This window comes from Pseudomonas mucoides, from assembly GCF_015461845.1.
In the GTDB taxonomy this organism is placed as follows: domain Bacteria; phylum Pseudomonadota; class Gammaproteobacteria; order Pseudomonadales; family Pseudomonadaceae; genus Aquipseudomonas; species Aquipseudomonas mucoides.
Map to the genome: position 1 here is coordinate 850,061 of NZ_JACOPW010000001.1, position 12,948 is coordinate 863,008.

Sequence of the window (12,948 nt, forward strand, 5' to 3'; positions counted from 1 at the left end):
AGAGCGGTCCATAGTGGGGTATTGAAGTATTCAACTGCGCGCCACGTTTAAAACTTTTGGCGCACGCAATAATTGACGCCAATGACTTATTAGCACTTCACAAGAACCGATACTATTAATAGACACCGACCAAAACTAACTAAACACTGACAGGCCCGACAACTAATAACATTCACCCCATTCTGCGCATGCCATTAATTGCCATCAAACCATGTCTCAGGTATTAAAGTACAACCACCGTAAAACATCCAAACTCACGGCCACCGTCTTTTGTGTGACTGTGAACAATGTCTTTCCAGGATATATCTATGATTCGTAAATGCTTGTTCCCCGCCGCCGGCTATGGCACACGCTTCTTGCCTGCAACAAAAGCAATGCCGAAGGAAATGCTGCCGATCGTCAACAAGCCTTTAATCCAATATGCCGTTGAAGAGGCACGGGACGCCGGTTTGCAGCACATGGCCATCGTGACCGGTCGGGGCAAACGCGCACTGGAAGACCATTTCGACATCAGCTATGAGCTGGAACATCAGATTCGCGGCACCGAGAAAGAAAAGTTTCTGGCCGGCACGCGCGAGCTGATAGAAACCTGCACGTTCGCCTACACCCGCCAGGTCGAAATGAAAGGCCTGGGGCACGCGATTCTCAGCGGCCGTCCTTTGATCGGTGACGAACCCTTTGCCGTGGTACTGGCGGACGACTTGTGCCTGAACCTGCAAGGTGACGGCGTACTGGCGCAGATGATCAAGCTCTACAAAAAATTCCGCTGCTCGATCGTCGCCATTCAAGAAGTCCCGCGGGATCAGACTCACAAGTACGGGGTGATCGCCGGCGAGCTGATTTCCGAAGGGATCTACCGCGTCAACAGCATGGTTGAAAAGCCAGCACCTGAGGACGCACCGTCCAATCTGGCAATCATTGGCCGGTACATTCTGACCCCGGATATTTTTGATCTGATCGCCGACACCCAACCCGGCAAGGGCGGCGAAATCCAGATCACCGATGCGCTTATGAAGCAGGCACAAAATGGCTGCGTGCTGGCCTATAAGTTCGAAGGCCTGCGCTTCGATTGTGGTGGTGCAGAAGGCTATATCGATGCCACCAACTTTTGCTATGAGCAGCTGTATCTCAAGGGCCTTTAACCAAACGACCCAGCCCAATCACCGCTCACCTTGCGGAGCCCTCGTCACACTCTTTCATCCAGGCAGGCCACTATGACCACTGCAAAACGCTCGGTAGACACTGAACTGAAAGCGAGCAACTTCGGGATGATGGCCTGGCTGTCAAAAGCGCCGTCGTTATCCTTCGACACGGCCGCCTGGCTGGGCACAACCCTGCTGGTTGAGCGGATCGGAGTATTCCCTTCTTCGGGCGATATTCATCGCCCGATCAGAGACCCGCTCTCCCTCTTGGCTCACCTGAAAAGTCTGTATGCCAACCAGGCTCTGGATGTCGATGAACGCGACGGGCTTAAAGTGATTTTCAACGATTGGCGATTCCGGGTTCGCATCCGCTATAGCGACCCGGCGATCGTCATCAATGTTGAAACGCGGTGTGATCCCGAACTCATGCCTCTGAAAACTGCAGAGCTGCTGAGTCAGCTGGAACACTTTGAGCGGTGAAGGGTTACTTCGCAGCGGCACCACACGGTGACTTGCCGACAAGCAGTCGATAGACATAATCGGCAATAAGCCGACCTCCCGAATCCGGGATGGGGTGAATCTTGTCAGGGCCGATCATGGGGGTCGGTCCGTCACTGGCGTAGCGTTTGAAGTCGGGTCCGAACGTACACTGCAAACTCCAATAGGCAATGTTCTGCGAACGCGCCCACGGTTCAAGCACCTGGGCATAGTCCGACATCGGATACGCACTGGAACGTGTTGTGTCCTCGCGCAGGATCACATTGACGCTCGCCGCTGGATGAACCTCGCGAACCATCCGCACCAAGCCTTTCATGTTCTCCAGATAATCCTTGGGCTTAACGCCAAACCCCTGGTCATTACCGCCCAACATAATCAGGTAGATGTCTGCCGGTATCTTTGAAACGACGCCCTTCCACTGGGCCTGCCATTGGCTGTCGCTGTTATAAAAGTCAGCGGAAGCGGCGCCCGAAGCAGCAAGTTTTGAGACCCGGACACCGCCACGGTCATTGGCCATCCAAAGGCCAAACAATGTCGGAGCGCCCTTCACCACTTCGAGCCTTAACGCCCAATCGTCTCGAGTGGGGACACTTAATTGCACTTCCTGAACGCCGGAACCCGACATCGTCAACGACTGCCACGTGTCGGAAGGTGCCCACCGGTACCTCATCTCACTGGTTTTACCGTTGCCCAGGTAGAGCAGTTTGGCTTGGCCAATGGATGTATTGATCACGGCCGTCTGCTTAGCGTCGATCTCAATGTAAGCACCCGCCTGCCCGGTAACCGTACGACTGTCCGGACTCGCTTGCCCAAGACTGGAAACATCCCAGTCACCACCGAAGTACTGCTTGTTGCTTCGGGTGTACTTGAAGTTCGTACCGCCGAGCGCAGCGCCGTGGTTAAACCCGACATAACCAGGCCCGGCAAAACTGAAGTCTTTCGCCAGGCGCTGAGTGAGTTCATTCAGATAAAAATCCTGCCCGGCGCTGTAGCTGTCGCCAATCACTGAGATGTCCAGCACTTCACCCGAGTTGCCCATGCTCAGGCCGGAAATACGTTCGCTTGAACTTCTTACCTCGATAACCGGCGTCGAAACGGGACGTACATCATCGATATAAACCATTGGCCTCATCCTTCTATTCGGCAATCAGGAGTGAGAGACCTTCAGCCCTGACGCCGGGGTCTTTTTGCGGCTCGTCCGCTCGCCCAGAAACAGAACGGAAGTGAGGGTGAAACGGCTGAACACATTCGACAGCACCACCGGCCCCAACAATCCGCACAACACACCGCCGAAGACCAGGACACTTTCATCCGTGACGCCCAAGCGACCCAACGCGAACCGTGAACTGGCGGCAAACAGTACGTGAAAGAGGAATATCGCGTAGGAGTAACCGCCGAGCCAGATCAGCACTTTCGAGCGCATGTCGGTCGACAGTAGCGCGACGCAGGACATACAGCCAACGAGCAATCCGACCAGGCTCCGGCGATCGACGATGAGTTCGCGATCCACGGCAGCAATGTAGAGCAACGCGACCGATATCAAGACGAACACCACGGGCCCGATCACTTTCAGCGATCGCTTTAACGCGTCGACATTCTCGTGACAAATCATCCCCGTCACAAAGAACGGCAGCAGATAAATAGCACCGTTGATGCCAAACGCATCGACCGGAAAAAGCGGCATCAGGAACACGGCTGCGGAAAACAAAAACAACAGGTACAGGCGAGTCGGCGTCTGTAGCAGACCGCGCCACTGAAGAAATCCGACAAACATGAAGATGATAAAAACCGCCTGCAAAAACCAGAAATGGTTAACCGGCAGGTAAAACGACAACAAGGCGTCCATCAACCCGACGTCCTTGTTCACCCCCGGCGCCACAGCCTGCAGCACCGAAAATGGAACACCGACAAAGAACAACGGCACGATCAACCTTCTGACCTTGCCCAGACAGTAAGCAGAGAAGTCATTGCCTCTGATTTTGTAAATGGAATAGATATAGCCCGATATAAAGGTGAACAACGGCATCCTGACGTACACCATTGAGTCCGCCAGGATTCGGAAAGGTGATCCCAGGTCAATTTTCAGTCCACCGCCCAGCGGCCCTATCACGTGATAGAGCACCAGCAGCAAGCACGCCAGACCTCTGAGCGTTTCTATTTCCAACGACTTTTTCTTGCTTTGCATAAACCACAAACCTCAGTTCAAGACGCTTGAATCAACCGACTCAGGTTTTTTTGAGCGCAACTGCAACCCCAGTCCCAGAAACAGAACCGGCACTACCATGGAGAAATGTCGGGCAAACGAGCCGAAGTCTGGCTCGAACAGCCCCTGCACCAATAAAAAGGACAGTGGGATAGCAATAAGCTCTTTGACTTTCGGTTCGATGAGCGAGCCCTTGTAGTGACTCGACGTCATCATTTTGAACATCAGCAATGAGGTCATCATCATCAGGACGACAAAGATGATCTGCCCCAGCCCCGATAAAAGTATTAACTCCACCGGGAACGACAACCTGAAAAAGATGCTCATCGAATCAACTGCCTGCGATACGAAATCACCGCCGTTGATCCACGACACGATCAATGACTTCGAGCCCTCCTCGCCCAACGTGCGCTGTTCATTGTTACTGGCCCGAATGGACGAAACCGAATAGCCGACCAACACCTGAATCGCCGTTGCGATCGCCAGATAGAACGCGAACAACATCAGGAAAAAGCTGAAACGCGACACATGCTTTTTCATGAAGCACACGCCAACCCAGACCAGAGAAAACAAGATCCAGTAAGGCCGAATCAGCACGCCGTAAAACAGCGCGGACAGAAAAAAACCTGCGCGGTATCGCTTCGAAAATGAAAAAACCAGAATGGCAATCACCGCCACCGAGACAATGATTTCCTTGGTCAGGTTATCGAGGAAGAACGACCGGACCACGCCCCACAAACACAAGGTGAGGAAGATCGTTATGGGTATTCTTCTGAAGATAAAGATCGGGATCGACGTCAGAAACAGATTGCACAGCATCCCGTAAGCCCACGCATTGGTCAGGTTTATGCCGGTGGGACGTAGCAGGTAAGCGGAGCATTCGTAAGAAGACCGGTCTGGCGAGAAGGGATTCCAGAAGTTGCAGTTGTCTGAACGAACGTATGACGACCACAACGTCATCGCATCCGGGCCTGGTTCGCGGTGCATCAAAAGCGGCATCGCAATGGACAGAAAAAGGCCACAGAACAAAATCAGGAATGAGATCGACGAGTCGAGTTTTCGCCCTCGAAACTCTATGGAAGGCAGAGACAAAGCCATTACAACGCCCCCTTCGCCCGGACAAACCTGGTCAGCAAAGCGATAACAACCAACTGCACCGTAATCGAGAAGACATTCCCCCACGCCGCGCCATAAATTGAATAATGTTTAATGAGTACATAGCTGACAGGCAGTGAAACCATCAGGCATATCGCCGCACTGGCCAGCGACACCCGACTGTTCTTCGACGCAATAAGGCCTCCCCAAACGATGTCGCCGACGGCCCGAAGGGCAAAGGAGAAAATCAGAATGGATAAAATCCTGTTATCCGGACGCGGGACTGCCACGTCCACGTAATCCAGCAGGACATTGAAGAAGGCATAAATCAGCACAGCCACCGCGCCGGAAACGATGAGGGAGCGCAACACCCATTGATTCAGGAACAGTTGCCGGACTGTCAGCGCCTGTTGATTATTTTTGTAGCGCTTGGCAAGTACCGGAATGCCGACGACGGCAACAACCGCGTAGGACAGCGCTTGCAAGGTGTTGGCCGCAGACCAGGAATACACGTACTTGCCGAGACTGGCGTACGGTTCAATGTCCAGAATAAGAAAACGCTCGGCGTACTGACTGAGTGCGATCAGGCCACCACCCAGATAAAAGGGCAGCCCTGCTCGCCAGACCGAAACGGTGGTGACGACACTGACTTCCCGCCCCTTGTGAACGTTCACCACAATCAAGTAACCCGCGACGATGACCAGCAGGTTGGTGACCACCCAAAGCCAAAGAACACTGGCGATGCTGGACACTACGCCCGCCATCAATCCCGCAACAGCAAGTAGCGCCCAGAGCCCGGTTTTTATAAAAAACAGTACCGCGCCCCAGTTGGCTTTTTGCGCCGAAAAAACAAACGAGTTTATTTCGAAGGAAAGATGCTCGGTGAGCAGCAGAAGCGTGACACAAGCGATCAACGCGGCACTCGCCTGCACATCGCTGAAGAGCGAGTACAGGGCGACCGTGACCACCGACAACAACAAACCAACGGCCAGGTACAGGACCAGTACCCTATCAACGACAAGCCGCGAACTGCCCCCGACACTGATCAGCCGGTTGATTTCAGAACTGAACCCGACACTGTAAAATTTCGAGGCTATCAAAGAGGCAGCAACCACAACGCCGTAAAAGCCCAATGCGTCATAACCCAGATAATGAGTGATGGCCAACACCAGCAAAAACTTTGCGCCTAATGCACCTCCCCGCAGCAACAACCGAAATATCATCGAACAATCCCTTTGATGATATTGTCCATCTGCACCGTTTTGGCTTCGATTTCTTTACAGGTGTCCGTGAGTTTCTTGCCGAATCGGGTGAGCGCGTTGGGGGCGTAGACCGTGTCGATGATGGTGTCGACATTGATGTCGCCTCCATTGATCACCCAGTCTTCCACGCCCATGTCCTGATACGCACCGAAGCCTTTGCGTTCATAACTGATATGGAAAGCGGGTACGCCGGCGAGAAGTGACTCAATCGCCCCGTGCAACCGGACGGAAATCACCAGGTCTGGCTGATACTTCGCCAGTGTCGCCTTCAAGGGCAGCAGGTCTTCGGTAATGCCAAGCTCCCGGTAAAACGCACCATCGTCGTTGCCACGCACAGCGCTTTGCACAGCGCAGACCACTTTGCTTTTCGCCCTTAGTCTCTGCAATAGAAGCTTCAGGTTGGCGACGTAGGCAACTTTCTTCTCTTTGCTCCATTCCGGCGGCTTGCGTAAAACAACGCAGACCACAGCAGGAGATGGTGCACAGCGGGTGAACTTGGGTTGCACCAGGATCTTTTTCGCTAACGCCTGAACTGCCAGGTCCGGTGCCCGATAGACGTTTTCATTGGATTTGAAAATAGCCGACGACCTGTTGTCCCTGACAAATACGGCATCGGCCTTGGTGTAGTGCTCTACGATTTTACTGCTCTCGCCATGGAACGGGCCGATACTTTGCGGAAGATAAACCGACGGCACCTTGCTCAAGATCGCCGTTTCAAGTTGCTTGGCATGCCCCAGTTTCAGCTTGATATGTTCGAAAGCGCTTTTTGAGCGCATGTACCCGCCACCGACTCCGACGATCAGATCAGTGGTTTTCAAGAGATCGGCAAGGGGTGCGTAAGACTGGTTGAGAAAAACCGCCTCCTTCACCCTTCCGAACCCTTTCGCCGCCATAACCGGTGCGTCATACCGCTTATACGGAAGATAACTGAATGACTGCGGGTCGGACGCAACTACGTTAATTAAAGTGTCTGCGCCAAAGTTGCGCAGCACCATGGCGATTGCCAAATCCACGAGCAGTCCATCACCCGAGTTTGACGCGCTGTAGCCATGCAAAATAGTTACGTTCATGATCTTGATTTCTACTTAATAGGTTTGAGCGGAATACACGTCATAGGTTTGCTGGATCATCAACGTCGCGCTGAACTGTTCGCGCACTTTCTTGCGACTTTCAGTGCCAAGTTCCAGTAACTTCTGCTTCTTGATATTCAGCAAAATGCGGGCAAGCGCCTGGTAGTCGCCGGCGGAGAACAGGTAACCCGTGATGTTGTCCGTCACCAGTTCAGGAAGCGATGTACAGTCACTGGCAATCACCGGCACGCCCATGGCCATCCCTTCGAGAGGCACCATGGCAAAGCCCTCCCAGCGACTTGGCACAATCAAGGCATCCGCCGTTTTATACAGCTCGTTTACTTCAGCGGGAGTCACCCACGGCAGGTATTCCACGGCGTCAATATCGGGGCACTCGACGGTGTCTTCGTTGACCGCACTGCCAACGACAGTGAGCCTCAAGTCAGTTCGCTCGACCTCAGCGAACGCCTTGAGCAACAAATCGAAGCCTTTCTGGTAGTCCAGTCGACCGACAAACAGTAGATGAATGTCCGTACTGTCGCTGGTTTTGCTCTCATCACTTTTATAATGAATACCGTTGTAGATCAGCTTCATGCGGTGACGATCAATACCAAACGATGCAGCTTTATCCATTTCATACTGACTGACACAAATAATGACATCGGTCACTTTCTGCAAAACCCGCTCAATCAGTGAATACACTTTCTGTTTGACGGGAGAACTCTCCATCAAGAAGGAAAATGCGTGCGGGCAGTAAACAATTTTAGGGGACCGCCAAGGGCGCATGACCAGACAGACACACCGGCCGATCACCCCGGAAAACGTGCTGTGCAAGTGCACGACGTCCGGTTTTTCCTTGAAAATAACACCAGCCAGTTTCCAGGCAAATCGCAACAGGGACATGACATCGCGCTTGTTCCGGGAAAAGGTCCTGATGTTTTTCTCATCAATGCCGTGCAGCTCTTTCTTCTGATCGAACGGAACCAGATAAACCAGTTCATACTTCAGTGCGTGGTCCTGAGGAGGGGTCGATATCGTACGAATAACCGTCGCAACACCACCTTTGATTGTTTCCGCCACGTGCAGTATTTTTTTCATAATCCACCTATCTCCATGAACTTAGTCGCAGGCAAGCAGCGTTGAAAGTGGCTAACGATCGTTAAACCACTCTCAACTCGATTACCTGATAGATAGAACTCGCATCAGGACTTGTCAGAGGCGTACTCATAGTTGTAATAGCCATAACTGCCATTACCGTAATAGCTGGACGCGCGTTTCTCGACGCCGTTAAAAATGGCGCCCTTCAACTCGATACCGTTTTGCGCAAATCGACGTATTGTCAATTCGATCTCTTTGGCAGGATTCACACCAAAGCGCGTCACAATCAGATTAATGGCGGCTTCACGTCCGACGATGGCAGCATCTGTCACTGCCAGAAGCGGTGGCGTATCGATGATCACCACATCGTAGAGTTCACTCAGTTCTGCCAGGAGCTCTCTGAAGTTGGCATGCATCAACAGCTCTGATGGATTAGGCGGCACCTGCCCGCGACTAATAAAATGCAAGTTGTCCGTTTCAATTCTATTGATCGCCTGCTCAATACTGCAGCGTTTGGTTAATAGATCGGATAAACCATTGGTGATCGGCGTTGCCAGGGTCTTGTGCAGATGACCTTTGCGCATATCGGCATCGATCAGTACGACCCGCTGCCCGCTTTGAGCAATAACCGCCGCCAGGTTCGAAGACACAAACGTTTTGCCCACCTGCGGACTCGGCCCGGAAATCATGATCCGGTTGTTGGTCGCATCCAGCCCTGCAAAATGCAGACAGGTTCTCAGGCTGCGTATCGACTCGATCGACAGGTCAGTGGGATTACGCAGGGCCAACAGAAAAGACTGGTTGTTGACGGCGTCACCCAGCCGAATTTTTTTGCTGTCTTCTTCCCGCTGCAAATCGCTGTATGGAATGGAGGCATAAACAGGTAGCCCAAGCTGCTCGATGGCTTCCGGCCCCTCGAGGCCTCGGCTCAGGGATTTACGCACCAACACCAAGGCAACACCGACAAATCCGCCTAGGAAAGTTGCAATGAGAACGATCAGGGCTTTGCGTGGTTTGACCGGAGTTGTGGTATCGACGTCGGCGGTATCGATCAATCGCGCATTGCCAACCGCCCCTGCCCTGATGATGTCCAGCTCCTGGGATTTATTCAGCAACTGGGTATAAATCTGAGTCGCCACTTCCACATCACGAGTGAGGTTCAACAGTTCCTGCTGCGTGGCCGGAAGATCCTGAACCTTCTTCTCCAAACCATGGCGCTGCTTGTTCAAATCCGCGATTTGAGCCATCAAGGCGCGGTAGGCCGGGTGCTCTCGGGTGAACTTTCGATCCAGGTCCGCTTGCTGGAGCTTCAGATCGGAGATGCGCGTATCCAGCACCACCATCTGTTCCAGAACAGACTTGGTTTCAAGTGAGATATTTACCGTATTGCCGCGGGTTTGATAGCTGTTCAGCGCGTTGCTGGCTTTGACCAGATCCTCTTTGACTTGAGGCAGTTGCGCCTGCAGGAAGTCCAGGCTCTGGGCCGCCTCGGCAGAGGTGCGTTGCACATTCTGCTGTACATAAAGTGTCGAGATCTTGTTGAGGATCTTCACCGCCAGGGTGTAGTCGGTGCTGGCAAGGGCCAGGCTTATAATGCCCGACTCTTTACCTTGCTCGGAGACATCGAGAGCGTCCTGGTAATTCTGAATGGTGACAATCCGTGGATTGCGAACGACTTCGAATTTAGTGCCCGGATTCGCGGCCATGCGCGCGACAAGCACCTCGACCCCATTGTCTACAACTGCGTTGCCTGTCGTGCCGGCGGCCAACAAACCGCCATTGTCATCGTAGAGCTTGAAGCGGTTCTGCTCTTCAGCCACCAGGGTCAATTTTTTACCCAACAGTTCATCAGGCAGCTTGAGCTTCCCGATATCAAGACGCTCGCCCCCCCAGGCATAACTGCTCATGCCGAAGCGCGCAGGCGAAACACTTTCCGTCGGAGTACTCTTGTATCGTCGCGCGATAAAACCGCCCACGACAGGGAAGGTGTTGGGCGTTATCACGATATCCAGGCGCAGATCATCGACGGTTTTACCGATGACCGCTCGAGATTTGATAATCCCGATTTCGGTCGCCGCCGGGGATTGGCCACCCAGCATGCTGCTGATATCCGAAAACCCCAACATGTCGTTCTTTTTCGGTTCGACCTGTACCAACGCGTTCGCCAGATACACAGGTGGCGATAGTATCGAATAGGCGGCGCCGGTCACCATGAATGCACCGGTGATGGCACCTATTAACCATTTATGATCAATCAATGTGCCCAGTAAGCCGAGAAGATCAATCTCGTCTCCTTCTTTATCCCGGGTGCTGACTACTGACGGTAACTGCATAAGGTCTATTCTTTTACCTTTAATACTAATCTGAAAATCATCCATCAACGTCCGAGGCGCTGTGCCCATGAGCAAACAGCATCTTCAATCAATGCATGAGCATGGACAAAAGCAGCTTTTCCTTGACGATACGGGTCCTTTATTTCGCGCTCACTCTGCCACTTGCCCAGAAGAAACACTTTACCCCTCGCGTGCGAGGCAATATTCAGCACGCCTTTTACATGCTCTTTTTCCATGACCAGAATCAGGTCTGATTCATTAACAATCGCAGGCGTAATTTGCCGCGCTTTAAACCCTTGGGCAGCGCGACCCTTTTCTTCGAGAACGGAAAGTGCGTTGGGCTCCATAGACTCGCCCACCCGCGCGTCCAGCCCCGCGGAGGTTACCGAGATATCCGAAGGCTCCAGCGCGTTGCGCAGCAACATTTCAGCTGTTGGACTTCGGCAAATATTGCCCACGCAGACGATAAGAATCTTTCTGAACAAGGCTACTCTTCCCGTGTAGTGTCGAATCGGCCAATGTGTAGCGGGGATATGAGTGAACCGATAAGATCGGTCCCGCATTCAGAGATGGATCGATCATGGAAATACAAGGATATTAAATACCACGACACATAAAAAACGCCCAACCAGAATAGCCGGACCAAAAATAACGACAGCAATCTGCGCATTATTTTCCGACTAAAAATAACAATGGCGCACCGGCAATAGAGAATTGATGATATGGCTGTATTACTCGCCCCCTCAGGAATCAGACATGACCTTAACGTGTTTTCGATGTATTAGCGTCTCAACACTATTGTTACTCGGCGCCTTCAATCACGCTAACGCCAGCCAGGCTTTTCCCGCATTGGCAGAGGGCAACAAGACCATAGGCGTTCAGGTAAAGATTCAAAACTTCTCTGCCACCGATGCCCGGCAAATCAAGGACTCTGGCTTCGGGTTCGTGCGTTTTGGCGTATGGACCAACAGCTTGAACAGCCCGGCGTACCAGAATCAGATCAATGAAGCTTTCGCTGCCGCCAAATCTGCCAACTTGCCAGTATTGATGACCGTTCGCTCAACCAAAGCGTTAACCGGCAAATCGAAAAGCGGTGACGATGAACTCGCCAACGCAGGCGCGGCATTCTCAAACTCAGTCATTGGCCTGGAAAACACATACAGCACGCAGCTTGTGGCCATTGAAATATGGAATGAACCGGACTTGCCAAAATACTGGCCCACACAGGATTTTGAAGTAACCTTTGTGCCGTTCATGAGCGCAGTGTGCAACGGATTGCAAAAGCGCGATCACTCAACACCGCTGATCGGGTTTGGATTCGCACGGGCGCCCACCACAGGCTCCAAGTCGACCGCTGCACTGACTAAAATCATGACTGCGTATCCGAAATGCCTGAGTGCTGTCTCCTATCATCCCTATGGTATGTCGGGCACAGAGATCAGCAGTGCTCAAGCATTTATTCTCGACAGTTTCCATGTACCCGGCGTGATTACCGAATGGGGAGTGCCATCGCTCAGTTCCATCGGAGGAACTACCGGACAGGCCACACGCATCACCAAGTTCATTACCGACGTCAAGCAGCTGAACATACCGCTGACCTCTCTTTACGAATGGAAAAACAGCGACTCAGGCAGCAATGACCGTGAACGAAGTTTTGGATTAAAGTCTTCTGATGGCAACTCAAAACCAGCGGAAGCGGCCGTCAAGACGCTATTAAAGGCACCCTAGCGAAAAACAGCCTCCGTGGTTAATGGGGGCTCTTGTTCGTGCATTCGGAATCACTCGTCGGGTCGAGCGCCAGAGAGGCTTCCACCAGCACTTCCAACAATACGACTTGCGCTTCAATGCGCAGGTCTTGCTGACGTTGTTGCGCGTCGTTCATTTGCTCCATCATTACGCGGGTGACCTGAGACGGCACGCTGTGTTTCACTCGCTGCAGCCAACCGGGAATATTTTTTGCGGCTTTAACCCTGCCCATTTCAACCACACCCTGCAAATTATCCGGGTGGTTATTTTTTGAAACGGCCATCAACTCTTCAAATACTTCGGTGAGTTTCTTCAGGACATAACCCAGGATAAGGTCATCGAAGGCCTCCACATTTCCAGACACCTGCTTCCCCTGTGAAGTCATCTTCCCGTCCGATACATCCATTTATCAGCAGCACGTTACACGGCATCCGGGCCTCGCTATTTGACATCTTATAACGGCGGGCCCGACCCTTTTTAACGGCGCCCCCTCTCAAGATA

At 52.5% G+C, this 12,948-nt stretch carries 12 protein-coding genes; 3 read left to right on the plus strand and 9 right to left on the minus strand.

Annotation, left to right across the window (positions count from 1 at the left end; genetic code table 11):
* The first annotated feature begins 308 nt into the window (after positions 1-308).
* The gene (galU, locus tag H8F22_RS04090; RefSeq protein ID WP_027921649.1) at positions 309-1,142 is read left to right on the plus strand and encodes a UTP--glucose-1-phosphate uridylyltransferase GalU; all 834 of its coding nucleotides are present in this window, start codon (positions 309-311) and stop codon (positions 1,140-1,142) included.
* Between the two features lie 72 nt (positions 1,143-1,214).
* On the plus strand, positions 1,215-1,622 hold the full coding sequence (locus H8F22_RS04095; RefSeq protein WP_027921650.1) for a phosphohexomutase domain-containing protein: 408 nt from the start codon (positions 1,215-1,217) through the stop codon (positions 1,620-1,622).
* A gap of 4 nt (positions 1,623-1,626) precedes the next feature.
* On the opposite strand, the gene H8F22_RS04100 is transcribed toward H8F22_RS04095, so the two are convergent.
* The 8 genes from H8F22_RS04100 to H8F22_RS04135 form a co-directional block, all read right to left on the minus strand.
* Positions 1,627-2,763, minus strand: a complete 1,137-nt coding sequence (locus H8F22_RS04100) for an SGNH/GDSL hydrolase family protein (RefSeq protein WP_194939780.1) — start codon at positions 2,761-2,763, stop codon at positions 1,627-1,629.
* Between the two features lie 24 nt (positions 2,764-2,787).
* Positions 2,788-3,825, minus strand: coding sequence for an acyltransferase family protein (locus H8F22_RS04105; RefSeq protein ID WP_027921652.1), 1,038 nt, complete (start codon positions 3,823-3,825; stop codon positions 2,788-2,790).
* A gap of 12 nt (positions 3,826-3,837) precedes the next feature.
* Entirely contained in the window at positions 3,838-4,941 is a 1,104-nt protein-coding gene (locus H8F22_RS04110) for a hypothetical protein (protein WP_027921653.1), read from the minus strand.
* A complete protein-coding gene (locus H8F22_RS04115; RefSeq protein WP_027921654.1) occupies positions 4,941-6,161 on the minus strand; it encodes an MATE family efflux transporter in 1,221 nt (406 codons plus the stop codon). Before H8F22_RS04115 ends, H8F22_RS04110 begins: the two co-directional genes overlap by 1 nt.
* Positions 6,158-7,270, minus strand: coding sequence for a polysaccharide pyruvyl transferase family protein (locus H8F22_RS04120; protein WP_059181292.1), 1,113 nt, complete (start codon positions 7,268-7,270; stop codon positions 6,158-6,160). The genes H8F22_RS04115 and H8F22_RS04120 overlap by 4 nt, the downstream gene beginning before the upstream one ends.
* Positions 7,271-7,285: 15 nt before the next feature.
* Positions 7,286-8,368 carry a glycosyltransferase gene (locus H8F22_RS04125; protein WP_027921656.1) on the minus strand — a complete coding sequence of 361 codons (1,083 nt, stop codon included), beginning with the start codon at positions 8,366-8,368 and terminating at the stop codon, positions 7,286-7,288.
* 104 nt (positions 8,369-8,472) lie between these two features.
* Positions 8,473-10,701, minus strand: a complete 2,229-nt coding sequence (locus tag H8F22_RS04130; RefSeq protein WP_194939969.1) for a polysaccharide biosynthesis tyrosine autokinase — start codon at positions 10,699-10,701, stop codon at positions 8,473-8,475.
* Positions 10,702-10,745: 44 nt separating this feature from the next.
* Complete coding sequence (locus tag H8F22_RS04135; RefSeq protein ID WP_027921658.1) at positions 10,746-11,186, minus strand: low molecular weight protein-tyrosine-phosphatase; 441 nt, start codon at positions 11,184-11,186, stop codon at positions 10,746-10,748.
* 271 nt (positions 11,187-11,457) lie between these two features.
* On the opposite strand from H8F22_RS04135, the gene H8F22_RS04140 reads away from it, so the two are divergent.
* Positions 11,458-12,429 carry a glycosyl hydrolase family 5 gene (locus H8F22_RS04140; RefSeq protein WP_059181294.1) on the plus strand — a complete coding sequence of 324 codons (972 nt, stop codon included), beginning with the start codon at positions 11,458-11,460 and terminating at the stop codon, positions 12,427-12,429.
* Between the two features lie 19 nt (positions 12,430-12,448).
* Here the strand turns inward: H8F22_RS04140 and H8F22_RS04145 are convergent, their stop codons facing one another.
* Positions 12,449-12,853: a hypothetical protein gene (locus tag H8F22_RS04145; protein WP_228758657.1), complete on the minus strand. Its 405-nt coding sequence runs from the start codon at positions 12,851-12,853 to the stop codon at positions 12,449-12,451.
* Between the last annotated feature and the right edge of the window lie 95 nt (positions 12,854-12,948).